Source organism: Ilumatobacter coccineus YM16-304, assembly GCF_000348785.1.
Taxonomy (GTDB): Bacteria; Actinomycetota; Acidimicrobiia; order Acidimicrobiales; family Ilumatobacteraceae; genus Ilumatobacter_A; species Ilumatobacter_A coccineus.
The window spans coordinates 2621194-2645470 of the sequence record NC_020520.1 but is presented as its reverse complement, the minus strand read 5'-3'; the positions used below and the strand labels follow the sequence as shown (position 1 = coordinate 2645470).

Here is a 24277-nt window from a genome sequence, read left to right as displayed (position 1 = left end):
TCTGCACTGCCTATGGTCGCGCCGGTGTCCGATCCGAGTGTGACCGTCGATCAACCCAACCGGAACCGGATGACCATCCGGTCGATCGATCCCGATCCGCGGGCCCGCGCCATCGTCGACGGCGCTGCGGCGCTCGGTCTCGCTCCGATCGGTGACGTCACCGTGTCCGACATCGTGTTCATCGACGCCGAACTGTCGAGCGACGAGCGACAACTGCTCCACGGCGTCCTCGTCGACCCGTTGTTGCAGATGGGCACCTGGGACGTCCCCAGCGGTCCCGGCGTCGAGATCGCCCTGTTGCCCGGTGTGACCGACAGCGGTGCCGATGCGGTACGCCACGCGACTGAACGCCTCGGCATCGAGATCGACCACGCCGCGACCGGAACACGCGTCGAATTCGACGACTCGCTGAGCGACGAAGCGATCGCCGCGGTCGTCGAACGACTGTTGGCCAACCCGATCATCGAACGGTGGGCGCCCGGCACCATCGAGCCGCCGCACCCGAGCACGGCCGACCGCCAGATCGACGCCACGGTCATCGCGATCCGCGGCCTCGACGACGACGGACTGGCCGCCGTGAGCGCCGAGCGGGCGCTGTATCTCGACCCCGAGGAGCTGCGGGTCATCCGCGACCACTTCGAATCGATCGATCGCGACCCCACCGACCTCGAACTCGAGACGCTGGCGCAGACCTGGAGCGAGCACTGCGCTCACAAGTCGTTCCGTGCCGTCATCCTCGCCAGCGAAGACGGGCAGGAGCCCGTCGAGCGGACCCCGCTGCTCAAACAGCTCCGCGAGTGCACCGAAGCGATCGCCGCGCCGTTCGTCGTGTCGTCGTTCGTCGGCAACGCCGGGGTCGTCGAATTCGCCAAGGGAACGACCATCGCACTCAAGGCCGAGACGCACAACCACCCGTCGGCGGTCGAGCCGTTCGGCGGGGCGAACACCGGCGTGGGCGGCGTGATCCGCGACGTGCTCGGCATCGCCCACAAACCGATCGCCGTCACCGACATCCTCTGCTTCGGCCCCCTCGACCTGCCGCTCGCCGACCTGCCCGACGGAGCGCTGCATCCTCGACGCATCCAGACCGGTGTGATCGACGGCGTCGCCGACTACGGCAACAAGATCGGCCTGCCGACCGTGGCCGGCGCCATCCTGTACGACCAGGCCTACACGACCAACCCGCTCGTGTTCGCCGGCTGCATCGGTACCGCTCCCACTCGCCCACTCCACGAAGGCCCGCACGCCGGCGACCGCGTGATCGTGCTCGGCGGCGCGACGGGGCGAGACGGCATCCGCGGCGCCACGTTCTCGTCGGCCACCATGAACGCCACGACCGGCGAAGTCGCCGGTGCGAGCGTGCAGATCGGTGATCCGATCGTCGAGAAGCTGCTGATCGATGCGTTGATCGGCGCCGAAGACCTCTACTCCGCCATCACCGACTGTGGTGCCGGTGGTCTGTCGTCGGCGGTCGGCGAGATGGCCGAAGGCATCGGCTGCGACGTCGACCTCGAACTCGTCCCACGCAAGTACCCCGGCCTCGAGCCGTGGGAGGTGTGGCTCTCCGAAGCGCAGGAACGCATGGTCGTATCGGTGCCGCCGCGCGGCGTGAGCGCGCTCGCCAAGCGCTGCGAGCGCGTCGGTGTCGACTGGGCCGACATCGGGTCGTTCACCGGTGACGGCCGACTCGTCGTGCGCGTCGGCGATGCCGTGGTGGCCGACATGAGCACCGAGTTCCTGCACGACGGGCGGCCTCAGCGGACGCTGCCCGCCGACGTGCCGACCCCCAATCGCACCAACGTCACGGGTCGAACCGTCAGCGACCCGGCGGCCACGCTGCTGGCGTTGCTGTCGCACCCGAACATCTCGTCGAAGGCGGCCACGATCCACCAGTACGACCACGAGATCCTCGGGTCGACCGTCGTGCGCCCGCTCGTCGGCGCGGCGAGCGACGGACCGGCCGACGGTGTCGTCTTGGCCGAGCCGACCAGCACCAGCGGCATCGCGATCGGCATCGGCGTCAACCCGTGGCACGGACTGCACGATCCCGAAGCCATGGCGTTCGCTGCGGTCGACGAAGCGGTTCGCAACGTCGTGGCCGTCGGTGCCGACCCCGACAAGATCGCACTGCTCGACAACTTCTCGTGGGGTGACCCACGCCGCCCGTCGACCATGGGCGAACTCGTCGCTGCCGTCGACGGGTGTTGTGCGGCGGCGTTCACGTTCAATGCCCCGTTCGTGTCGGGCAAGGACTCGCTCAACAACGAGTACGTCGGCTCCGACGGCGACCGTCACGCGGTGCCACCCACCCTGGTCATCACCGCCGTCGGACACGTGCCCGACGCCGACCGTTGCGTCACCCCCGACCTCAAGGCCGCCGGCAACGTCTTGATGCTGATCGGCAGCACCGAACCCGAGTTCGCCGGTTCGCACCTCGACAAGGTGCAGAGCCCGCCGCCGAACGTCGGTGTCGCCCCGGCACCCGACCCCGACGCCCCCGAGCACTATCGCCATCTCCACGCGGCGATGCAGGCGGGGCTCATCGCATCGTGCCACGACCTGAGCGAAGGTGGACTCGCCGTCGCCCTCGCCGAGATGTGCATCGGCGGACGACTCGGTGCCACCATCGACGAACTCCCCCACGACGATCTCGCCACGGCGCTGTTCAGCGAGTCGACCGGACGCCTCGTCGTCGAGATCGAACCGCGCAGCGTGCCCGCGTTCCTGCGGATCATGGACGACGACGTCCAGCGCCTCGGCGAGGTGTCCGAGAGCGGGCTGCTCTCGATGCCGCAGGTCGAACCGATCCTCGTGTCCGACCTCGCCGACGCGTTCAACCAGGCGCCCTATCAGACCGAAGGCCGACGCTCGCCGAGCGCCCGACCACCCACCGAACCGCCGGCTGACGCCGAGGGGAGCCAATCGTGAGCAGGGTCAGTGCCGTCGTCATCGCCGGCCCCGGAACCAACCGCGACCTCGACGTGAAGACCGCGCTCGAGATGGCGGGCGCCGACGTGCGCGTCGTGCTGGCCGACGAACTCATCGAGACGCCGCGCTTCCTAGACGACGCACAACTCGCCGTCGTCGCCGGTGGATTCAGCTACGCCGACTCGCTCGGGGCCGGACGCATGTTGGCGCTCGACCTCACCGTCGGCCTCGGCGACCGGCTGCGCCAGTTCGTCGACAAGGGTCGCCCCGTCATCGGCATCTGCAACGGGTTCCAGGTGCTCACCCGGGCACGCCTGCTGCCCGGCGCGCTCGGCCACAACGCCCAGGGCACCTTCGACTGCCGGTGGGTCGTGCTCGACGCCGCCACCAAGTCGAACAGCGTGTGGACCAAGGGCATCGACGCTCCGATCCACTGCCCGATCGCTCACGGCGAGGGCCGCTACGTGCATCCCGACCCGGCGTCGCTCGACGCGGCCGGTCAGATCGCCCTCCGCTACCGGAGCACCAACCCGAACGGGTCGGTCGACGACATCGCCGGTGTGAGCGACAGCACGGGCATGGTGCTCGGACTCATGCCGCACCCCGAGAACCACATCATCCCGCGCCAGCACCCGCACCACGGGAGAGGCGGTGGCGGCATCGACCACCTCGGGTTGCGACTCTTCGAAAACGGCGTCGCCCACGCCAAGAAGCTCTGACATCGAGCGTCGCGATCATGTCGTTCCTCCACCTCGATTCACCGACGAACCACCCGGAGTAGCCGTGACCCCAGAGGCCCTGACCGAGATCGATCTCCCGTTTCCCGACCGGCGTGACGGCAAGGTGCGGGTGTCGTTCGCGCTCGACGGCGAGCACGCAGGTCACCGACTGTTCGTCACGACCGACCGGCTCTCGGCGTTCGACCGCATCCTCGCCGGCGTGCCCTACAAGGGCCAGGTGCTCAACCAACTGTCGGCGTGGTGGTTCGAACAGACCGCCGACATCGTCGACAACCACATCGTGTCGATCCCCGACCCCAACGTGACGATCGCCCGGTCGGCGACGCCGCTCACGGTCGAAGTCGTCGTCCGCGGCTACATCACCGGAGTCACCGACACGGCGCTCTGGACCGCCTACGCACGCGGTGAACGCACGATCTACGGGCACACGCTGCCCGACGGTCTCGTCAAGAACGACCCGCTCCCCCATCCGATCGTCACCCCGACGACCAAGGGCGAGCTCGGTGCTCACGACATCCCGATCACCTGTGCCGAGGTCGTCGACGGCGGGTACGTCGACGCCGAACTGTGGGAGCGGGTGCAGACCGCAGCGCTCGCCGTGTTCGAGCGCGGCGCCGAACGCGGACGCGACGCCGGGCTCATCCTGGCCGACACGAAGTACGAATTCGGGGTCGCCGACGACGGCACGTTGTTGCTCATCGACGAGGTCCACACGCCCGATTCGTCACGCTGGTGGGTCGCCGAGTCGTACGACGAACGCCACGCAGCCGCCGACGAACCCGAGAGTCTCGACAAGGAAGTCGTTCGCCGCGCCTTGGCCGACGTCGACTTCCGCGGCGACGGCGACATCCCCGAACTTCCCGACGACGTCTGGGCCGCCACCACCGCACGCTACGTTGATGCCTACGAACGACTCACCGGCGCGTCGTTCGACCACGCCGACTATCCGGCGGGTCCACGCATCCGCGCGGCGCTCGCGCATCTCGAACCGTCATCTGGAGCAACGACATGAAACGATCGATCCCGGTCCGAGCAGTGCCCGCCGATCCCAACGAGTTGGCCGCCGACGACGTCGCCCATGACGAGTGCGGCGTACTCGGCATCTCGACGCCACACGGTGAAGGCGTCGCTCAGCTCTCGTTCTTCGGCCTCTTCGCGTTGCAGCACCGCGGGCAGGAAGCAGCCGGCATCGCGGTGAGCGACGGCAAACGCGCTCGGGTCCACAAGGAACCGGGTCTCGTGTCGACCGTGTTCACCCCCGAAGCCCTGGCTCCACTGACCGGCTATCACGCGATCGGTCACACCCGGTACTCGACCACCGGCTCCAATGCCGAGCGCAACATCCAGCCGTTCCTCGTCGAGACCATGCACGGCCCGCTGTCGGTGGCCCACAACGGCAACCTGGTCAACGCCACGACACTTCGCGACGAATTGCTGCACAAGGGGTTCGGGCTCACCGCCACCAGCGACACCGAGGTGTTCACGCTCATGCTGGCCGCCGCCGGTGGGCAGACCTGGCAAGAACGCATCGAGCGCACGCTCCCCGCCTGGAAGGGCGCGTTCTCCCTCGTCATCCTCGCCGCCGACCAGGTGATGGCCGTTCGCGACCCGTGGGGTTTCCGCCCGCTCTCGGTCGGACGGCTCCCCAACGGCGGACACGCTGTCGCCAGCGAGACGTGTGCGCTCACCACCCTCGGTTGCGTCGACATCGACGAAGTCCGTCCGGGCGAGATGGTCACGCTGCGCGGCGCCGAGATCGAACGGACCCAGGTGCTCGCACCCCAGGCCAACGGCGCTCGCTGCACATTCGAGTTCGTGTACTTCTCACGACCCGACTCGGTGTGGGCCGACAAGTCGGTCCACCACGTTCGCCAACAGCTCGGTGTCGAACTCGCTCGTGAGTCGATGGTCGACGCCGACGTCGTCATCCCGGTGCCCGACTCGTCGATCCCCGCCGCCATCGGCTTCTCGACCGAGAGCGGTCTGCCGTTCAACGACGGCCTGATCAAGAACCGCTACATCGGTCGCACGTTCATCGAGCCGACCCAAGACATCCGTGAGCGCGGTGTGGCGCTCAAGTTCAACGCGCTCACCGAGAACCTCGAAGGCAAGCGCGTCATCATGATCGACGACTCGCTCGTGCGCGGCACCACCGCCGGGCCGCTCGTCAAACTGCTGCGCGATGCCGGCGCCGCCGAGGTCCACATGCGCATCACCTGCCCACCGATCACCCACGCCTGCCACTTCGGTGTCGACATGGGCCACGACGACGACCTCATGGCCGCACGCCTCTCGGTCGCCGAGATGGAAGCACACATCGGCGCCGACAGCCTCGCGTTCCTCTCGCTCGACGGCATGATGCGCGCTGTTGCCGGTCGCGAGGCCGGTGCCGACGACGGCCACTGCAACGCCTGCTTCACCGGCGACTACCCGATCTCGGTCGGCGACGCGCAGGCCAAACTCGCCTTCGAAGGCGTGTTGAACTGATTTGCCGACCATCACGCACGCCATCACGCACGCCATCACGCACGCTTCGGTGACCTCGCTTCGTTCGCCTCGCCGTCGTCGCGACGCGTCGAGCGTCACCTCCGACTCCACACGCATCCCGGAAAGACACATTGATCGATGAGAGTTCTCGTACTGGGTGCCGGCGGCCGCGAGCAGGCGATCGCCTGGGCCTGCCGTCGCCACGGACACGACGTCCGGCTCGCCGCCGACCTCGGTGACGCGTCGCCCGACGACACCGACCTGGTCATCCCCGGCCCCGAAGCGGCACTCGTCGCCGGTGCTGCCGACGAGTGCGCCCGACGCGGCATCCCGTGCTTCGGGCCGACCGCCGCACTGGCCGAACTCGAGGCGTCGAAGGGCTTCGCCCGCGACCTCGCCACCGCGCTCGACATCCCCGGACCCGCCTATGCACGCTTCGACCCGGCGCGCTCCGAGCGCGTCGTCGACGACGCCATCGCCTGGTGGTCGGCGCTCGACCGGCCCGTCGTGGTCAAGCTCGACGGACTCGCGGCCGGCAAGGGCGTCACGGTTCCGGCGTCCGACGGCGAGACGCGCGCCGCGATCGTCGACGCCGCCGCAGCCGGTCCGTTCGTCCTCGAAGAGCGGATCAGTGGACCCGAGTGCTCGCTTCTCGCGCTGTGCGACGGCACGACGGCGGTCGCGCTGCCGTTGGCCCAAGACCACAAGCGGATCGGTGAGGGCGACACCGGCCCGAACACCGGCGGCATGGGCGCCTACGCACCGGCACCGGTCGCCCACACGGCCGACGACCTGCTGGCGACCTTCGTACAACCCGTGGTCGACCACTTCGCTGCCGCCGGGACGCCGTACGTCGGCGTGATCTTCGCCGGGTTGATGTCGACCGGCAACGGTCCTCGCCTCATCGAGTACAACGTGCGCTTCGGCGACCCCGAAGCGCAGGCCGTGCTGCCGCTCCTCGCGACCGATCTCGCCGAACTCGCGCTGGCCGCCGCCAACGGGTCGATCGGCGACGTGCCGCTCACCATCGACGATCGCTCCGCCGTCACCGTGGTCGCCGCAGCCGCGGGGTACCCCGGCACACCCGAGTCGGGGGCCACGATCACCGATCGAGGTGACGACGGCGACGCCATCCGTTTCGACGCCGGGGTCACCGACGGGCGCACCTCCGGCGGCCGCGTGCTCGCCGTCACCGGACTCGGCGACGATCTCGCAGCAGCCCGCGATGCGGCGTACCGGCGCCTTGCCGCCATCGAGTTCGCCGGCATGCAGCACCGCCGCGACATCGCATGGCGAGCACCCGGCGCTGGCTTCCGGAGCTACGCAGAGGCCGGGGTCGACATCGACGAGGGCGCACGCGCCGTCGCCGAGATGAAGGCGGCCGTCGAGTCGACACACGACGTCGGTTCGGGTCGCGGCGTGCTGCACGGCGTCGGCAGCTTCGGCGGCGTGTTCTCGGCCAAGGCGATCACCGAACTCGATGATCCCGTCCTCGTTGCCTCGACCGACGGGGTCGGCACCAAGGTCGAGCTCGCAGCTCGGCTCGGACGGGTGCGCGGTGTGGGGGCCGACATCGTCAACCACTGCATCGGCGACGTGCTCGTGCAGAACGCTCGCCCGCTGTTCTTCCTCGACTACATCGCGGCGAGCGTGCTCGACGCCGACATGGTCGCCGACGTCGTCACGGGCATGGCCGAGGCCTGCCGTGCAGCCAACTGTGCGGTGCTCGGCGGCGAGACCGCGGAGATGCCGGGTGTGTACCGAGACGGCGCGTTCGACATCGCCGGCACGCTCATCGGCGTGGTCGACACCGCCGACCTGCTGCCGCGCGACGACGTCAGCGCCGGCGACACCCTGATCGGCGTGGCGTCGTCGGGGCCACACACCAACGGCTACTCGTTGCTGCGCAAGGTGTTCGAGTGGATCCCGATGGACGTCGTCCCCGACGGCATGGATCGGCCGCTCGGCGACGCGCTCCTCGAACCGCATCGCAACTATCTCGACCCGCTGCGCGGTGCGCTCGAATCGGGCAAGATCAAGGCGCTCGCGCAGATCACCGGTGGCGGACTGCCCGAGAACCTGCCGCGCGTACTGCCCGACGGCGTGGCTGCCGACATCGAGCTGGGGTCGTGGCCCGTGCCACCGCTGTTTCGCCTGGTGCGTGAACTGACTCCGCAGATGTCGACCGACGAGCTCTACCGCACTCTCAACATGGGCATCGGTATGGTGGTCGTGTGCGCCGCCGCCGACGCCGATGCGGTGCAGGCGGCCATTCCCGAGACCACGTGGCGCATCGGCTCCCTCGTCGCCGGCGAACGCTCCGTCACGCTCCGCTGACAGCTTCGCCACCGGGCGTGACATCCGGCTCAATGGGTTGCTATACCTCGCAGGTTGCGTACTATATCTAGCAACCCGCCAGCAGTGGACCGACGACGAGATCCGTTCGACGAGAAGCTGTCAACAGAATCGGAGCCATCATGAACGCCACCGCCACCATCACCCGCACCCTGTCGGAGACGATCGACAGCATCGAGACGAGCTACGCCGACACGTTCGAGAACATCACGTCGACCCTGTCGGAGCGTGCCAAGTCGATCAACGACGAGATCTCGGGTCGCCTCGACAAGATCGAGCTCAACATGCCCGAACTGCCGAAGAAGATCTTCGCCTACAACCGGGTCGCCGCCGACCGCGTCGTCGCCCAGACCCGTCGCAACAACGACCTCGTCGTCGACGCCTTCCGCCCCGTCGTCAAGATGGCCGACACCGGTGTCCGCACCATCGTCGGCACCGCCAAGTGGGCCGCCGAGCAGACCGCCAGCACGGCAGCGACCGGCGTCCGCTCGGTCATCGGTCAGACGCAGGCCCAGGTCAAGCGCACCGCGTCGACGCTCAGCGACCAGACGTCCGACCTCGTCGAGGAAGCAACCGACCGTGTCGTCGCCGCCGAGAAGTCGGCCGAGCGTGTCGCCCTCAAGTCGATGACCAAGGCCGAGCTGTACCAGATGGCGCAAGACATCGACATCGAAGGTCGCGCCGACATGAACAAGGCGCAGCTGATCACCGCGATCAACAACGCCGGCTGACCTTCGGTCGCTGCCGGGCCACATCGCGGCCGGCACGAGGTCACCACGAGTCCCCCAGACGAACCCCGCTTCCGACATCGGAGGCGGGGTTCGTCGCGTTCGGGCGGCGATCGGGTGAACTGTTTGTTCACCTTGTCCGGGCGTCGGCGGGAGCTGGGTAGCGTTTCGCGATGGATCGGCCGCGACTGGTGGTGTTGGTCTCGGGATCGGGATCGAACTTGCAGGCGATCGTCGACGCCACCACCGACGGCACGCTGGCCGCCGACATCGTCGCCGTCGTGTCGAACCGCACCGACGCCTACGGCCTCGAACGTGCTCGCCAGGCGGGCATCGAGACCTGCGCACTCCCCCGCAGCGCCGACGAGGCACGCGCCGACTACGACGTGCGCCTCGCCCAGGTCGTCGCCGAGTATCGACCCGACTGGATCGTGCTCGCCGGCTGGATGCGACTGCTCACCATGAAGTTCCTCGGCTGCTTCCCGAACCGAGTGGTGAATCTGCACCCGGCGCTGCCCGGCGAACTCGCCGGCACACACGCGATCGAGCGCGCCTGGGAGCAAGCGGTCGCCGGCGAGCGTGACCATTCAGGCGTCATGGTGCACCTCGTACCCGACGAGGGCGTCGATGATGGCCCGGTGTTGGCCACTTCGACGGTACCGATCGACACCTCTGGCACACTGGAAGCGTTCGAAGCAGCCATACACCGAGCTGAGCATCGACTCCTGGTCGACACGCTCGTCTCGCTCACATCCGACCACCGCCCACCGGAGACAACATGACGAACAGCCCCAGCGACTCCCACAACGTGAACGACGGATTCTTCGATCGATTCGAAGCACTCACCTTCGACGACGTGGTCGTCGTGCCGGGCTGGTCCGAGACGTTGCCCGATGCCGTCGACACGACGGCGACGTTCGCCCGAGACATCGAACTCGCGGTGCCGCTGGTGTCGGCCGCGATGGACAAGGTGACCGAAGCTCGCATGGCGGTCGCGATGGCCCGCCACGGTGGCATCGGCGTGATCCACCGCAACATGTCGATCGCCGACCAGGCGTCCGAGGTCCAGAAGGTGAAGCGGTCGCAGTCGGGCATGATCACCGACCCGGTCACGCTCCCGCCGACCGCACTCCTGCACGACGCCGAAGCGTTGATGCACAAGTTCAAGTTCTCGGGCGTGCCGATCACCGACGACGACGGACACCTCCTCGGCATCCTCACCAACCGCGACATCCGCTTCTGCGAAGGCTCCGATTTCGACCGGCCGGTCACCGACTTCATGACGTCCGACGGGCTCGTCACCGCCGAGGTCGGCACCTCGCTCGACGAAGCCAAGGCGATCCTGCAGGAGCACCGCATCGAGAAGCTCCCGCTCGTCGACGGCGTCGGCTGCCTCGCCGGGCTCATCACGGTCAAAGACATCCAGAAGCGGCTCGACTTCCCCAACGCCTCGCGTGACGGACGTGGCCGCCTCCGCTGTGCCGCTGCTGTGGGGGTCGGTGCCGACCTCGAAGAACGCGTTGCGGCGCTCGTCGAGATGAGCATCGACGCCGTCTCGATCGACACGGCCCACGGCCACTCGGCCAACGTGATCAAGGCGATCGAGCGGATCAAGGGATCGTGGCCAGACCTCGCCGTCACCGCCGGCAACGTCGTCACCGAGGAAGGCGTCGAAGCGCTGCACAAGGCGGGCGCCGACGCGATCAAGGTCGGCGTGGGCGCCGGCTCGATCTGCACCACCCGCGTGGTGTCGGGTGCGGGCATGCCGCAGCTCTCGGCGATCTGGCACACGAGTCGCCGCGCGCAGCAGCTCGGCGTGCCGATCATCGGCGATGGTGGCATCACGTTCTCGGGCGACATCGTCAAGGCGATCGTGGCCGGGTCCCAGACCGTCATGATCGGGTCACTGCTCGCCGGCACCGAGGAATCGCCGGGCGAAATGGAGCTGATGGACGGGCGTCGCTACAAGAGCTACCGCGGCATGGGGTCGATGGGCGCGATGACCGGCGACAGCGCCGACCGCTACGCCACCAGCCAGTCGACGGCCGGTGGTCGTACCGACGTCGGGGCGGCGAGCAAGAAGCTCGTGCCCGAAGGCATCGAAGGGCGCGTACCGTACGCCGGCCCGCTCGGCGACGTGCTGTATCAGCTCGTCGGTGGCCTGCGCTCAGGCATGGGATATGCGGGAGCCGCCACGCTCGACGCGCTGCGGACGGCTCGCTTCATGCGGGTCACCACCGCCGGCCGTGAAGAATCGCATCCGCACGACGTCACCGTCACGAAGGAAGCGCCGAACTATCAGCGCGGCTCCTGACGACGCCACGGGCGACATGCGTCGCGTCGTGGTGGTCGGCGCTCCCGGATCGGGCAAGTCGACGGTCGCCGCGGTGCTGGCCGAGCGGCTCGGTGCCGCGCACATCGAACTCGACGAGCTGTTCCACCGGCCCGACTGGGCGCCGACACCCACACCGGAGTTCAGAGCGAAGGTCGCCGCGGCGATCGACGTGCCCCGTTGGGTGGTCGCCGGCAACTACGTCGTCACGGCCGATCTCACCCATGCGCGGGCCGACACGATCGTGTGGCTCGATCTCGGTCGCCGACACACGATCCCGCGGGTCGCCAAGCGATCCATCCGGCGTGCCGTACGACGCGAGCAACTGTGGAACGGCAATCGTGAACGTCTGCGCGACGTGCTGCATCCGAAGCGCAGCATGATCGCCGAGGCGTGGAATGTCCATCGAGCGCATCGCGCGAAGTTCGAGCAACTGTCGACCACTCCCCTGTGGGCACACGCCGATGTCCATCGGTTCCGCACGCCGAGTGAGGTCACCGAGTGGTTGGCGTCAGTGCAGCGCGCGGAGGATCGCGACCAACTCGGGTGACGGGTACACCTCGACGCCGTCGGGTGCGAAGTAGGTCGGAATGCTCGTCATCGCACCGTCTCGCCACCAGTACAACTGCGGGCTCACCGAGCCCGGCCCGTGACGATGCACCTGGCGAGTGATCGGAATCATCGCATTGAGTGCCGTGACGACCGTGGTGTCTTCGATGACGTGGACGAGCACGCTGTGATTGTGCGGGATCGACACGATCGCTCCGTTCGGACCGATGGTTCCGACGACGTCTTCGATCTGGCGCACCAGCGAGGCGTTGAACACGCGGTGGCCGAAGATGTGGACGACATCGGCCCCGCCGACGTCGATCACGTTGACCTCGTCGGGCTGCTCGAGCGCTTCGGTCTGCGCCCAGGCGCTCGACCACACCTCGTCGAGGTCCCAGCCGAGTTCGTCGATCTCGCACCGCGGGACGAGGCGGATGGCGTCGGGGATGTCGACCGCGAGCACTTGCACGATCCCGTCCGCAAACGGTCGCGCGCAGAGTTCGTCGATGACCGGACGATCGGCTGGATCGTCGGGCACGAGACGCACTCGCAGGTCGATCATCGAGATCGGCTCGGCGGAGAGCGTGGCGACCTCGGTGAGATGTGCCGTCACGGTTCGCAGGTGCTGACGGATCAGGTCATGCCAGTCGTCTCGCGGTGACAGGTGGCAGTGCTGTGCGAGTTGGAGCAGCGGCAGCGCTCGACCGCTCTGCAGATGGATGACGCCGGCGTCGATCCGATCGATCGCGATGGCGAGTTCGTCGACGATCGCATACAGCTCGCAGTTGAACTCGAGCCAGGCACCGGGCGCCATGAAGTCGAAGTCGGTGGGCCGGTCGGCGATGTCGGGTCGTGGAGCTTGTTCGAACGGGGTCATGGCGTTCCTTTTCAGCTGCGTTCTCGCCGAGCGCACGGTTGCGTTCGGTCTGAACTCACTCGACTCTTCATCGGCATCCTTGAGAACATCTTGAATGTCGGTTCGGCGTCCGGCGGCGTGGCAGAGTCTCGTCGTGACCGCCGACTACGAGTTTCCGTACCCCTCGGACGACACCGCCGCCCGGTTTCCGTTCCACACGCTCGATTTTCGGCGCTACTCCCCGACCGAGATGCGCGAGCGGGCGAACGACTTCCGCGACGAGATGGAGCGCCGTCGCAGCGTGCGGATGCTGTCGGACGAGCCGGTGCCGCGCGAGTTGATCGAGACGGCGATCGCCACGGCCTCGACCGCTCCGTCGGGGGCGCACCAACAGCCGTGGCAGTTCGTGGCGACCGACGACCCGGCGCTGAAACAGCAGATTCGTGCTGCGGCCGAGGCGGAGGAACGGACCAACTACGACGGTCGGATGAACGAGCGCTGGCAGCAGGAGCTCGCGCCGCTCGGAACCGACTGGCACAAGGAGTTCTTGGAGATCGCTCCGTGGATCGTGGTGCTGTTCGAGGAGCGCTACGGCGTGCGTGACGACGGTTCGAAGCGCACGCACTACTACGTCAAGGAGAGCTGCGGCATCGCTGCCGGGATGTTCATCACGGCGCTGCACCACATGGGCTTGGCGACGCTCACGCACACGCCGAGTCCGATGGTGTTCCTCAGCAAGCTCTTCGGTCGCCCCGAGCACGAGCGGCCGTTCGTGTTGTTCCCCATCGGCTACCCCACCGACGGCTGCCAGGTGCCCACGTTGCAGCGCAAACCCCTCAGCGACGTCGCCACGTTCCTGTAGTCGAGCCTGGCTCACCCGCCAACCCACCGGTCGACACGCCGGATCTGATCGGCTCAGGTGACCGCCCGCGACGCGCTGGCCGCGGGCTTGGCACCAACCGATCAGAGCTGATTCGTCGCGGCGCCCAGGCGGTGCTCGAGGCCGAAAGCCTCGCAGCAGCCGACCGACAGCTTCGATCCGCATACGAACGCCAGCCCGCCGATCCCCGTCTCGTCCAATCCGCGCGACGACTCGCTGCTGAGACGGCTCCTGCGTGGCAGCTCGCAACGACATCTACTGCGCCGACCTCGGTCCCCCAGCAGGTCGCCGGCCTGTCTGCGTGCTGACCCGTGACGCCGCCATCGCAGTACTCACGTCGGTCACCTGTGCGCCAATCACCCGCACCATTTGCGGGATCCGATCAGAGGTGGAACTCGGCGAGGAGCACGGGTTCCCTGAAGCGTGCGTCATCAGCTGCGACAACGTCATCACGATCCCAGTCGAAGCTTTGGACGATGAGCCGGTCGGCCACCTCGGCGAATTCGCACGTGCTCGCCTCGACGAAGCCCTGCGTTACTCGCTCGACATCGTGTACTGACCGGATACAAGTGACGCGTTCTCGAGCGGTCACGGGGCTCGCTGGAGCATGTTGATCGGAGCAGTGTTGACAACTGTTGTCAGCCCCAGCACAATGGTCAAATGAGCCGCAACACGATGAGCTTCGCACTTCCTGAGAGCATGCGCGAGTACATCGACGCTCGTGTCAGCGACGGCAGCTACGGCAACACGAGTGAGTACCTGCGGGAACTGATTCGCCGCGATCAACGTGAGCAGGCTGCCCAACGCCTCCGCGATCTCATCGCTGACGGACTGGCATCGGGCGAAAGGCGCGAAGCGACCGACGACGTGATTTCCGAGTTGCGCGAGCGGGCACTCGGCGCTGACGCGTGACGCGTCCGATTCTTCGCCCACAAGCCGAAGTCGATCTCATCGAACGAGCGCAGCGATGACGGCGTTGGACGCGATTGGACGGATGCCAGGTGCCGGGTCGCCGCGTGTGGGCGAGTTGTGCGCAATCGATGGGTTGCGTGTCCGCCGGGTCCCGAACTTCCCGTGCGGTTGGTTCTACTTCGCCAGCGGCGATCGCGTCGATGTCGTCCGTCTGCTCGCTGACGCTCAAGACATCGCAGCCGTCCTCGCTGATATCGATCACGAGTAGCGATCGTAGGTGCCGATACGAGCGGTTTCGTGCGGGGTCGATGGTGAGCGATATGAGTGGGGATCAGCGAGATCTGTAGATGCGCGAGCGGTGATCGATTCGCAGGACGGTGACGGTGTGCTGATCGTCATCGATCTCGTAGATCACGCGATACACCCCTCGTCGCGCAGAGTGGAGCCCAGCGAGTTCGCGCTGCAGGCGCCCGCCGACGCGATGGAGGTTTTCGACGAGAGCGCCCAGCATGAACTCGACGATCGCAGCTGCGGTGCCTTCTGTGAGTCGACCCAGGTGTCGCTGCGCTGGGCCGGTGACGCGCAGTTCGTAGGGTTCGTCGTGCTCGGTCACTTGGAGGCGAAGCGGGCGCGCAGTTCATCGCCGGTGATGAAATCGCCGGTGTCGGCCGCACGCTTCGCTTCGGTGAGTTCGCGCTCGAGTTGTCACGCTGGAACGCTGACGAGAACCCGGCAGTCGAGGGCGACCAGTACGTGTTCGTCGCAGCAGTCAACTTCGTCGTCAAGCAGTTCCGAAAGCTGCGCGCGAAGTTGCGCCGCTGAGCAACCGACACCGATCAGCTCGAGGTGATCTGGAGCGGGTAGCCACGCCGATACGTGCCGCGATGCGCGGGTAGGCGACGCCCGCGGCGCGATTGATGTGGGAGTTGCGAGAGCAACAGATCTGCCGCGGTCCTCCGCGTGGGCGTTCGTGGACTCAAACGACCCCGACGGTACGTTGGGTTCATGCCGAGCTTCCGCACCCTTTGTGCCGTCTCAGCTGGGTTCTGCGTCGGGACGTTCGCCGTACTGATGGCCGCGCCGACTGTCATCTACTTCCTGTTCGATCTCGAGGAATCCCAAGGCGCTGACGTCATGTCGCGGCGCGCAGCGGTTCTGTTCCTCTCAGTCGGCGTGATCTTGTGGCGACAGCGAGGGGTTGAACAACGCGAAACCAAGGCTGGCCTGGCGCTGGGAATGTTCGTTTTCATGGCTGCGTTTGTGATCCTGGGCCTTGTTGAGTTCGCCCGAGGTGCAGTCGGACCCGGGATTCTCTTGGCCGTCGCTGCCGAGTTCGCCTTTGGCGCGGCGTTCTTCGGTCATCTGCGCGCCACCCGGGGAACTCCCACCTCGGGTTGACCGGTCGAACGTGCGTGGCGGCGCCACCAGCAAGATCCCCGCGTCCTCAAGCGCCGTTCGGGGCGCACATATCGGCTGGGACTCGGTAGCGCTCCTGCTGAGCAGAGCGGCACGTCCGCGAGCGATCGGGCGCTCGGAAGCGTGCGGGTGAGGGCATCGACGGTGCGTCGGGTGCGTGCTGTTGTGCGAACCCTCAGCCGATGTCGAGGATGATGGCGAGCGTTTCCCGAATCTGCGAGAGATCGAGCGGCCCGACGTTGCCTCGGGTTGCGACGATCATCTGCGGAGAAGCGGCTCGAGGGTGCTGGCACTGTACGGCCGCTGTACCGCTCAATCCATTGGTCACGTCGGGTTCGATCACGACCTCGAAATGGAACGTGCGGATCGTGCTGGTGAGCGGAACCACGTGAACGACGGACGGCTCCGCGTCGAGGATCCGCCGTGATCACGATCGCTGGATGGAGAAGTCCTGCTTCGCAGCATTCGGGTTGACGGAGATCGAGGTCGGCGACGTCACCCGAGGTCTGCATCGAGCCAGGCCCGAGAATGGCGTTCAACGGAAGTCGCAAGGCAAGCCGAGCAGCACGGCACCTCGGCGCTCGGGATCGTGCCGTCCGCTGGCTACTGAATCCGCTCGCCTGCTGCGCACGCGGCGACGAGCAGACCGAATCGCCGCTCGCGAGTCTCGGGGCGCTTCGCGTCGCTGATCCAGAAGGAACGCAGCTTGCGATAGCTCGGCGGCGTGGAGTCCCAGAACGCCGCCGCCTTCGGATGGTCACGACGCAGGCGTTCGTCGAACTCGGCTGGCAGTTGGCTGGGCCGCTTCGACGTCGAGTACGGCTCTTCGCTCGTGTCACGGGCGGCGAACGCCTGCCGCCCGGCCTCGGTCATGCGGCCCTCCGCCTCGAGGTCGGCCACCAGCGCGACGTTCACGGCACTCCACCGGCGGCTCTTGCGCGGCGTGAACCGCTGCATGTGGCGCTCGTCGTCGATCGAGCGGCGCTGCCCATCGATCCAACCGAAACACAGCGCCTCACGCACGGCCTCCGCCCATCGCAGCGAGGGCTCGGCTGTGTGCGTCTTCCAATAGCCCACCACGCACTCGGTCGCCGTCGTGTGATGACGCTCGAGCCAGGCGCGGAACTCGTGTGGAGCGCTGAAGAAGATCGGCTCGCCGTCGAACACCCAGCCGATGCTACGTCGGTGCCGTCTCCCGGCACGGCGTCGACCGAACCCGGAGGCCAAGCGACACCGAAGAGCTTCAGCCGTGGGCGAGGCTGCGCGCCAGCAGCGCCACAACGGCCGCCACAGCGAGAGCAACGGCAACGCCGACGGCTGCCTGGCGGACCGATGGTCGACGCAGCCACCACAACATCCAGGTCGCCACGGCCGTACCGACGAAGGCCTTACCCGCGACGTCGTCTTCGAAGAGTGGCGGGCGAGTCCCGTCGCACCGCCCGCCGAACGAATCGCAGCCGCCGAGAGCGACGACCGCCAACATGTAGACCGCCCAGATGACGCCGACGGTCGCAGCCACAGCGATGCGCAGCGTCGAGGACGTGCCCGCCGCCCGGCTCGCTCCAGATGTCGGTTCGGCGTCGCTCAAGAAGCAACACTCTGCCACAGCGATGCTGCGGCGAGTCCGATCCGTGCGAACTCGACCGACTCGTCCGGGTCGATGCTCGGTCGCTGGCCGGCGCTGGCTAGGCCAGGAGGTCGACGAAGGCTTCGAGTTGGCGCAGGTTGCGGCACTCGTAGACGCCGTCGGTGTACGTGCCGTACTCGCCGACGATCGAGTCGCCGGTGTTCCAGTAGCTCTTCGGCTCCGGGTTGAGCCAGTACACGTGACGGGCCTTCTGCTGCATCTCCTTCACGACCCAGCTCTGGCTGGCGTGGTAGTTGTTGCGAGCGTCGCCGAGCAACAGCACAGTGGCCTTGGGGCCGACGTCTTTCTGGTGACGCTGCCAGAACACTTCGAACGCGTGGCCGTAGTCGGAATGGCCATCGACCCAGACCACGTCGGCCTCGGTGTTGACCCGATGGATCGCCTCGGAGATGTCTTCGGTCGACTTGAAGTAGTCGGTCACCTCGTCGATGCCGTCGATGAACACGAACGAACGGACCTTCGAGAACTGGCCTTGGATCGCGTACACCAGCATCAGCGTGAAGCGGGCGAACGCCGCGACCGAACCGGAGATGTCGGCGATCACGATCAGCTCGGGCTTGGCCGGCCGCGGGTACTTGAACTTCGGCTCGGCGGGCACGCCGCCATAGCTGAGCGAGTGGCGCACCGTGTTGCGGAAGTCGAGCGGGCCCTTGCGGCCGTGCTTGCGCTTCCGAGCGAGGCGGGCGGCGAGCTTGCGGGTGAGCGGGTACAGCGACTTCTTGAGCGCCACCATCTCGTCACGCGACGCGTGCATGAACTCGACGTCTTCGGGCAGCGGCTTGCGCAGCGTCTTGGCCATCGCCTCGGCGCCACGGTCGGCGACCAGGCGACGACGGATCTCGGACTCGATCTCGCCCTTGAACTTCTCGATGCGGTCGGAGTACTCCTCCTTCTCGAGGCGCTCCTCCAACGGCGTCATGTCGGAGTCCATCTGATCTTTGGTGGCCTCCATCATCTTGTCGAGCATGTTGTCGAGGTCGAGGTTTCGCAGCGTGCGGTACAGGTAGTACGTGCCGCCGACGGGTCGACCGGGTTCCATGCCGGCGAAACGCTGCACGGCCTGCTTGGCCATCGCCCGCATCATGCCCTGGTCGCCGTTCATCAGCGCCTGCATGAGCATCTGGGCGATCTCCTCGGGCGTCATGGAGTCCATGCCGCCCTGGCCCTTGCCGTTCTGCTCCTGTGAGGCCAGGTCTTGCATCTCGCGCCACAGTTCGTCGATGTCGGTGTCGCCGTCACCGTCGCCGATGTTGTACTCGGGGCCGCGCAGCGAGAAGTAGACCTCGAACACGGTCTCGAAGCTGCGCCAGTGGGCGTGGTTCTTGATGAGCGTGGCGCCGAGCGCGTACTTGAACGCGTCGCGGTCTTCGAGCGGAATGTGCTGCACGGCCTCCATCGCGTCGAGGTTCTCGGTCAACGACACGGGCAGGCCGGCGTTGCGGAGTTCGACGACGAACCCGTTGAGGAGGTCGAGCATGCCGCCTGGCTTGCGTTCGTGCGAGCCCGGGGCTGCGGCGGTGTCGGTCATGTCAGCAGCAACCGATCAGTCGTCGACCGACAGTTCCTTGGCGGCCTTCGCGATGTCGGTCTGGTACTTGAGCAGGATGTTGAGCGTCTCCTTGGCGGTCTGCTCGTCGATGGTCTCGATGTTGAGCAGCATCAGCGTGCGAGCCCAGTCGAGGGTCTCCGACACGCTCGGCGACTTCTTCAGGTCGAGCTGACGGATCGAGCGGACGATGCGAGCGACCTGGTCGGCGAGGTTCTCCGACACGCCCGGGGTCTTGGCGAGCACGATCTCCTTCTCGCGTTCGAGTTCGGGGTAGTCGACGTGGAGGTACAGGCAGCGACGCTTCAGCGCCTCCGACAGCTCACGGGTGTTGTTCGACGTGAGAAACACCAGCGGGATCTGCTTGGCCTTGATCGTGCCGAGCTCGGGAATCGACACCTGGTAGTCGGAGAGGATCTCGAGGAGCAACGCCTCGGTCTCGACTTCGACACGGTCGACTTCGTCGATGAGCAACACGACGGGCTCGTCGGACGTGATTGCTTCGAGCAGCGGACGGGTCAGCAGGAACTCGTCGGAGAAGATGTCGTCTTTGACGTCGGTCCAGTCCTCGCTGCCCTCGTCACCGCCCCGCTCGGTCTGGATGCGGAGCAACTGCTTCTTGTAGTTCCACTCGTACAACGCTTTGCTCTCGTCGAGCCCCTCGTAGCACTGCAGACGGATCAGCTTGGCGCCGGTGATCTCGGCGACCGACTTGGCGAGCTGGGTCTTGCCGGTACCGGCAGGTCCTTCGACGAGGATCGGCTTCTGCAACCGGTCGGCGAGGTAGGCGATTCCGGCGATGCCATCGTCGGCGAGGTACTGCACGTCACGCAACGCGTCACGCACCTGTTGCACGCTTTCGAAGCGGGGTTCCGCATCGAAAGGGTCCACGGCTGCATCAGGGGTCGTCGTCATAGTGGTGCGAACTTACCGTTGAGTACGCCGTTCCAAGGAATCGAAATGCTGTGACGGTCGGCGACACGAGGTCGTGACACCCGACATGCGGCAACCGCCTACGGTGTGGACATGAGTCAGAGTTTGCAGAATTTCGTCAGAGGCGCAGGGATGCTGCGCAGCGTTGCCGTCCGTGTTCCGGCAGGTGCCTGGGACAACTCCTCGTGCTGTGAGGGCTGGTCGGCGAAGGAAGTCGCCGGTCACATCTCGTGGGGTCTCGAGACCCTCGCCAGCATGGCTGCGGGCGGCGGCATGGCCGAACAGATGCCCGAAGCCGAACGGGCAGGGGACGATCCGGCCGCCACGGTGATCGCCGCGATCGACGGGGCCATTGCCGCGCTCGATCAGCCCGGGTCGTTGCAACGCTCCACGCCGCCCGCCTTCGGCGGCATGCCGTTCGACTCGTTCGTCGGAATCATGGCGAACGACGCGCTCACCCACGCGTGGGACATCGCCGACGCGGCCGGCATCGACCACGGCATCGACGAGGCCACGGCCGCTGCGGCGCTCGCATCGATGAAGCCGATGGAGGCCATGCTGCGCGCCCCCGGCCGCTTCGGCAGCGCCGTCGACACCGACTCGCAGAACGCGATCGACCAGTTCATCGCCTTCACCGGCCGCACCAGCATCAACGCCTGACCAGCCTCCAAGCAAGAAGTTGGTGACATCGCTCCGGGAGCGACGTCACCAACTTTTCGCGGAGTGGCGTCAGAGCACGGTGACCGTTCCGGCGACGGGGTCGACGACGATCTCGGAGCCGTCGGGGATCTCGGTCAACGCTCCGGGCACGCCCACGACGGCGGCGATGCCGAGTTCGCGGGCGATCACCGCGGTGTGGCTCAGCAGGCCACCGCCTTCGGTGACCACGGCTCCGGCCATCGCCAGCACCGAGTTGAACGTCGGCACGGTGAGGCGCGTCACGATCACGTCGCCCGGTTCGACTCGTTCGATCGCCTCGTCGGCGTCGGCCACGACGCGAGCGATGCCTCGGTAGCTCGCCCCGCCGATACCGGTTCCGCTCAGCCCGGTACTGAGCGCCGTGTCGCCCGATCCGCGGTCGACACGTTCGAGCAGTTCGGTCACGAGCAGCACGCCGCGCATCATCTCGGGCATCCGACCGGGGAGGATGTCGACCGGCGGCTCCTCAGGCGGACGTCCGAGCACCGTCGGCGGTTCGAGATCGGCGTTCGACATGCGAACCGCGCATCGCTCGGCGAGTTCGGCCGGGCTCGGAGCAGCGGCGCCGCCGAGCAATGCCAGCGTCTCGTCGATCGATGCATCGAAGATGTGCTCGTGGTCGTCGAGCCGACCCGCTGCGACGAGGCGGCGAGCGCACTCCAGCAGCGCAGCTCTCAGAATGCCGAGCGGCCACTGCACGGTGATCGGACCGTTCTCGTCGCGCAGCCCGTAGAGGGCGCGAGCGTCGTCGACGAGCGACACGTACTCGTCTCGATCGACCGGGGCGATCTGTTCGACGAGGAGCGCGAGGGCTGCTGCTCCACGCTGCTCGGCACCATCGGCGGTCGCCGCCGACGTGTCGGCAGCACGGATCGAGGCCACGATCACGTCGGGGAGTTCGGCGAGGGTGCGGTCGCGCACGTCGTAGCCGGTCGAGATGCGGTGGCCGAACACGGCGAGGTACTCGTCGAGGAGCTCCCCGGCTCGATCGCTCGCCGATCGAATCGCCTCGAGCGACGTCGGTGTCGCCCCCGCCAACTCGATCTCGCGGGCGATCGCGGCGACCGCCATGGCGGGCGCGCTGGTCGCTGGCGACGCTCCGGCGAGGCTCGACATCACCTCCGCTTCGTCGAGCCCGGCATCGCGCGACCGCAACAGCAGCAGCGAGATGGGGCCGAGATCGCTCACGTGGAGCCGGAAGTGCAGTTCGGCGCCCGCTCGCACGTGCGACCAGACGTCGGCGAGGTGACGGGCGAGCGCATCGTCGGCGAGTTCGGCGACCTCGACGGCACCCAGTCGGCGACTGGTCGCCACCAACTCCGGTTTCCACTCCGCTTCCCACCGCGCGAACTCGTCCATCCAGTACCGCCCGTCGAGGGCCTCCCCCGAGCGCTTGGTACGTCGTCGAAACTCGGGGTGGAGTCGAGCCGCCAACCAGAGGACGGGTTTCGGCGGCGTCGGAAGGTCTCTCGAACCGCCGACGAGGGGAACCATCCGCAGGTACATGCGCCCGTGTACGAATCGAGCGTCGATGCCGGCGAGGGGCGCCCCGGCGAGTTCCATGCCGGCTTCGAGCCCCTTGCGCATGGCCTCGGTCATGAGATCGCGAACGGGCCGAGACACCGCCGGGTCGAAGTGCGCGGTGTCGAGCTCCCACGTGCCGGGGCCGGGAGGCTCCCACGTCACCGACGCCGTCTGTTGCCCCGTACTCATCGCGCCCTCCAGCCCGCGACCCGGAGCGGTGGCCGGTGTCGCCCGGCCAGTCTCGCCCATCGGGCCGATCAGTGCCAGCCCGATCGACCGAGCGCGGCACTACTGTCTGGCGGATGGCCGAGGCGTTTCACGACAAAGCGAGCGACTTCATCGGTGCGATCACCGAGATCCTCGACGAACTGTCGGGCGGCGCCGACCATCGCGCCGAGTGCGTCATCGAAGCGTCGAACCTGGTCGCGGCATTCATCGATGCCGATGGGCGACACACGGCCGACGAGCTCTCGACGTGGGTCTCGTCGATCGGCACTCGCCTCACTCCCCCGATGATCGTCACCCCGGCCACGTTGCGCTCCGACGACACCTTCGGCGGGCGCAAGGAGTGGCTCGAACAGCCGAGCACGCTGTTCGATCTGCTCGTCAAGGCCGACAGCAACGACACCGGCCGGCGGGCCAACCGTTACTACGCCCTCGCTCTCGACCTCGCGCACGCGACGGCAGCGCTCGACCTGATGCCGTCGCCGGCCGAGGTGACCGCGATCGACCGGTACCGCACGATGCTGCTCACCTCGATGGACCAGCACGGGGTGCCACGACCCGGCCAACCCGATGCGCCGGCGCCCGCCACCAAGGCCGGGGCGACCGCCGGAGCCGAGCCCGCTCCGGTACCGGAGGTCGAACTGCCGCCCGAGCGGCCGATCGAGGAACTGCTCGCCGAACTCGATGCACTGATCGGTCTCGACCACGTCAAGGAGGAGGTGCGCCGCCTCACGTCGCTGCTGCGCATCCAGGAGCTGCGCGCCGAACGTGACCTCCCCACGATCGACACGTCGAAACACCTCGTGTTCAGCGGCAATCCCGGTACGGGCAAGACCACCGTCGCTCGCCTGCTCTCGCAGATCTTCCGCTCGCTCGGCGTCGTCACCAGCGGCCATCTCGTCGAGACCGACCGCTCGGGACTTGTGGCCGGTTTCGTCGGCCAGACGGCCACGCAGACGCGCAAGGTCCTCGACTCGGCGATCGGCGGGACGTTGCTCATCGACGAGGCCTATGCACTCGCTCGTGGCGGCGAGAACGACTTCGGGCTCGAAGCGGTCGACACGATCGTGAAGTTCATGGAAGACCACCGCGACGACCTGTCGGTGGTGGCCGCCGGCTACCCGACCGAGATGCAGGAGTTGATCGACTCCAACCCCGGACTGAAGAGCCGCTTCACACGCACGATCCACTTCCCCGACTACGACACCGACGAACTCGTCGGCATCTTCGGGCTGATCGCCGGTGGCAAGGAGTACCACCTCGACGAGAGCGGTACGGCTGCACTCCAGGCGGTGATCGACGCCGAGCCGCGCGGGCGGGGTTTCGGCAACGGACGCTTCGTCCGCAACGTGTTCGAAGCGGCGGTCGGCCATCACGCGCTGCGCCTCGCCGAACTCGGCGACGACGAACTCACCGACGAGATGCTCAGCACCCTCACCGGCGACGACATCCACCCCGTCGACTGACGGGCTGCACCCTCGGCGTCGACCGCCCTCCCGCATCGTTGTGCGGCTCTCGA

General features: G+C 67.3%; 23 protein-coding genes. 15 read left to right on the top strand and 8 right to left on the bottom strand.

The window, feature by feature from the left end:
• Positions 1–24: 24 nt before the first annotated feature.
• The 9 genes from purL (at position 25) to YM304_RS11835 (ending at position 12120) form a co-directional block, all read left to right on the top strand.
• A complete protein-coding gene (gene purL / locus YM304_RS11880) occupies positions 25–2928 on the top strand; it encodes a phosphoribosylformylglycinamidine synthase subunit PurL (protein WP_162142066.1) in 2904 nt (967 codons plus the stop codon).
• Positions 2925–3647 carry a phosphoribosylformylglycinamidine synthase I gene (gene purQ / locus YM304_RS11875; RefSeq protein ID WP_015441932.1) on the top strand — a complete coding sequence of 241 codons (723 nt, stop codon included), beginning with the start codon at positions 2925–2927 and terminating at the stop codon, positions 3645–3647. Before purL ends, purQ begins: the two co-directional genes overlap by 4 nt.
• Positions 3648–3711: 64 nt before the next feature.
• Positions 3712–4680: a phosphoribosylaminoimidazolesuccinocarboxamide synthase gene (locus tag YM304_RS11870; protein WP_015441931.1), complete on the top strand. Its 969-nt coding sequence runs from the start codon at positions 3712–3714 to the stop codon at positions 4678–4680.
• Positions 4677–6155, top strand: coding sequence for an amidophosphoribosyltransferase (gene purF, locus YM304_RS11865; RefSeq protein ID WP_015441930.1), 1479 nt, complete (start codon positions 4677–4679; stop codon positions 6153–6155). Before YM304_RS11870 ends, purF begins: the two co-directional genes overlap by 4 nt.
• Positions 6156–6293: 138 nt before the next feature.
• Entirely contained in the window at positions 6294–8492 is a 2199-nt protein-coding gene (gene purD / locus YM304_RS25400) for a phosphoribosylamine--glycine ligase (protein ID WP_015441929.1), read from the top strand.
• A 140-nt stretch (positions 8493–8632) separates the two neighbouring features.
• Complete coding sequence (locus tag YM304_RS25395; protein WP_015441928.1) at positions 8633–9241, top strand: Rho termination factor N-terminal domain-containing protein; 609 nt, start codon at positions 8633–8635, stop codon at positions 9239–9241.
• 170 nt (positions 9242–9411) lie between these two features.
• On the top strand, positions 9412–10020 hold the full coding sequence (gene purN, locus YM304_RS11845; RefSeq protein WP_015441927.1) for a phosphoribosylglycinamide formyltransferase: 609 nt from the start codon (positions 9412–9414) through the stop codon (positions 10018–10020).
• Positions 10017–11552: an IMP dehydrogenase gene (gene guaB / locus YM304_RS11840; RefSeq protein WP_051071416.1), complete on the top strand. Its 1536-nt coding sequence runs from the start codon at positions 10017–10019 to the stop codon at positions 11550–11552. The genes purN and guaB overlap by 4 nt, the downstream gene beginning before the upstream one ends.
• The gene (locus tag YM304_RS11835; RefSeq protein ID WP_154723428.1) at positions 11485–12120 is read left to right on the top strand and encodes an AAA family ATPase; all 636 of its coding nucleotides are present in this window, start codon (positions 11485–11487) and stop codon (positions 12118–12120) included. The genes guaB and YM304_RS11835 overlap by 68 nt, the downstream gene beginning before the upstream one ends.
• Here the strand turns inward: YM304_RS11835 and YM304_RS11830 are convergent.
• Positions 12082–12996: a hypothetical protein gene (locus tag YM304_RS11830; RefSeq protein WP_015441924.1), complete on the bottom strand. Its 915-nt coding sequence runs from the start codon at positions 12994–12996 to the stop codon at positions 12082–12084. The two genes, YM304_RS11835 and YM304_RS11830, sit on opposite strands and share 39 nt — an antisense overlap.
• A gap of 133 nt (positions 12997–13129) precedes the next feature.
• On the opposite strand from YM304_RS11830, the gene YM304_RS11825 reads away from it, so the two are divergent.
• The 3 genes from YM304_RS11825 (at position 13130) to YM304_RS11820 (ending at position 14767) form a co-directional block, all read left to right on the top strand.
• The gene (locus YM304_RS11825) at positions 13130–13837 is read left to right on the top strand and encodes a nitroreductase family protein (protein WP_015441923.1); all 708 of its coding nucleotides are present in this window, start codon (positions 13130–13132) and stop codon (positions 13835–13837) included.
• 253 nt (positions 13838–14090) lie between these two features.
• Positions 14091–14414 carry a type II toxin-antitoxin system PemK/MazF family toxin gene (locus YM304_RS23980; protein WP_015441921.1) on the top strand — a complete coding sequence of 108 codons (324 nt, stop codon included), beginning with the start codon at positions 14091–14093 and terminating at the stop codon, positions 14412–14414.
• 101 nt (positions 14415–14515) lie between these two features.
• A complete protein-coding gene (locus YM304_RS11820) occupies positions 14516–14767 on the top strand; it encodes a type II toxin-antitoxin system ParD family antitoxin (protein WP_015441920.1) in 252 nt (83 codons plus the stop codon).
• 331 nt (positions 14768–15098) lie between these two features.
• Here YM304_RS11820 and YM304_RS25765 read toward each other — a convergent pair whose 3' ends face one another.
• Complete coding sequence (locus YM304_RS25765) at positions 15099–15380, bottom strand: type II toxin-antitoxin system RelE family toxin (RefSeq protein ID WP_015441918.1); 282 nt, start codon at positions 15378–15380, stop codon at positions 15099–15101.
• Between the two features lie 392 nt (positions 15381–15772).
• On the opposite strand from YM304_RS25765, the gene YM304_RS22520 reads away from it, so the two are divergent.
• Positions 15773–16165, top strand: a complete 393-nt coding sequence (locus tag YM304_RS22520) for a hypothetical protein (RefSeq protein ID WP_051071415.1) — start codon at positions 15773–15775, stop codon at positions 16163–16165.
• Between the two features lie 193 nt (positions 16166–16358).
• Here the strand turns inward: YM304_RS22520 and YM304_RS25390 are convergent, their stop codons facing one another.
• The 5 genes from YM304_RS25390 to YM304_RS11780 form a co-directional block, all read right to left on the bottom strand.
• A complete protein-coding gene (locus tag YM304_RS25390; RefSeq protein WP_015441916.1) occupies positions 16359–16571 on the bottom strand; it encodes a type II toxin-antitoxin system PemK/MazF family toxin in 213 nt (70 codons plus the stop codon).
• Positions 16572–16786: 215 nt separating this feature from the next.
• Positions 16787–17350, bottom strand: coding sequence for a YdeI/OmpD-associated family protein (locus YM304_RS11795; RefSeq protein ID WP_015441915.1), 564 nt, complete (start codon positions 17348–17350; stop codon positions 16787–16789).
• Between the two features lie 76 nt (positions 17351–17426).
• Entirely contained in the window at positions 17427–17771 is a 345-nt protein-coding gene (locus YM304_RS11790; RefSeq protein WP_154723427.1) for a hypothetical protein, read from the bottom strand.
• Between the two features lie 97 nt (positions 17772–17868).
• Positions 17869–19359: a vWA domain-containing protein gene (locus tag YM304_RS11785; RefSeq protein WP_154723426.1), complete on the bottom strand. Its 1491-nt coding sequence runs from the start codon at positions 19357–19359 to the stop codon at positions 17869–17871.
• Positions 19360–19374: 15 nt separating this feature from the next.
• On the bottom strand, positions 19375–20292 hold the full coding sequence (locus YM304_RS11780) for an AAA family ATPase (protein WP_083908333.1): 918 nt from the start codon (positions 20290–20292) through the stop codon (positions 19375–19377).
• A gap of 111 nt (positions 20293–20403) precedes the next feature.
• Between YM304_RS11780 and YM304_RS22515 the strand changes: the two genes are divergently transcribed.
• Positions 20404–20970 carry a TIGR03086 family metal-binding protein gene (locus tag YM304_RS22515; RefSeq protein ID WP_015441911.1) on the top strand — a complete coding sequence of 189 codons (567 nt, stop codon included), beginning with the start codon at positions 20404–20406 and terminating at the stop codon, positions 20968–20970.
• 69 nt (positions 20971–21039) lie between these two features.
• On the opposite strand, the gene YM304_RS11770 is transcribed toward YM304_RS22515, so the two are convergent.
• Positions 21040–22722, bottom strand: a complete 1683-nt coding sequence (locus YM304_RS11770; protein WP_162142065.1) for a PEP-utilizing enzyme — start codon at positions 22720–22722, stop codon at positions 21040–21042.
• Between the two features lie 113 nt (positions 22723–22835).
• Between YM304_RS11770 and YM304_RS22510 the strand changes: the two genes are divergently transcribed.
• Positions 22836–24224 (top strand): AAA family ATPase, encoded by a 1389-nt coding sequence (locus tag YM304_RS22510; RefSeq protein ID WP_015441909.1) that lies wholly within the window; start codon positions 22836–22838, stop codon positions 24222–24224.
• Positions 24225–24277: the final 53 nt, after the last annotated feature.

Coding starts and splice junctions, on each gene's coding strand:
- YM304_RS11785 (WP_154723426.1), bottom strand. CDS start 19,359: ATGACCGACACCGCCGCAGCCCCGGGCTCGCACGAACGCAAGCCAGGC.
- YM304_RS11780 (WP_083908333.1), bottom strand. CDS start 20,292: ATGACGACGACCCCTGATGCAGCCGTGGACCCTTTCGATGCGGAACCC.
- YM304_RS25395 (WP_015441928.1), top strand. CDS start 8,633: ATGAACGCCACCGCCACCATCACCCGCACCCTGTCGGAGACGATCGAC.
- YM304_RS11770 (WP_162142065.1), bottom strand. CDS start 22,722: ATGAGTACGGGGCAACAGACGGCGTCGGTGACGTGGGAGCCTCCCGGC.
- purD (WP_015441929.1), top strand. CDS start 6,294: ATGAGAGTTCTCGTACTGGGTGCCGGCGGCCGCGAGCAGGCGATCGCC.
- YM304_RS11820 (WP_015441920.1), top strand. CDS start 14,516: ATGAGCCGCAACACGATGAGCTTCGCACTTCCTGAGAGCATGCGCGAG.
- guaB (WP_051071416.1), top strand. CDS start 10,017: ATGACGAACAGCCCCAGCGACTCCCACAACGTGAACGACGGATTCTTC.
- YM304_RS22520 (WP_051071415.1), top strand. CDS start 15,773: ATGCCGAGCTTCCGCACCCTTTGTGCCGTCTCAGCTGGGTTCTGCGTC.
- YM304_RS22515 (WP_015441911.1), top strand. CDS start 20,404: ATGAGTCAGAGTTTGCAGAATTTCGTCAGAGGCGCAGGGATGCTGCGC.
- purF (WP_015441930.1), top strand. CDS start 4,677: ATGAAACGATCGATCCCGGTCCGAGCAGTGCCCGCCGATCCCAACGAG.
- YM304_RS22510 (WP_015441909.1), top strand. CDS start 22,836: ATGGCCGAGGCGTTTCACGACAAAGCGAGCGACTTCATCGGTGCGATC.
- purN (WP_015441927.1), top strand. CDS start 9,412: ATGGATCGGCCGCGACTGGTGGTGTTGGTCTCGGGATCGGGATCGAAC.
- YM304_RS11830 (WP_015441924.1), bottom strand. CDS start 12,996: ATGACCCCGTTCGAACAAGCTCCACGACCCGACATCGCCGACCGGCCC.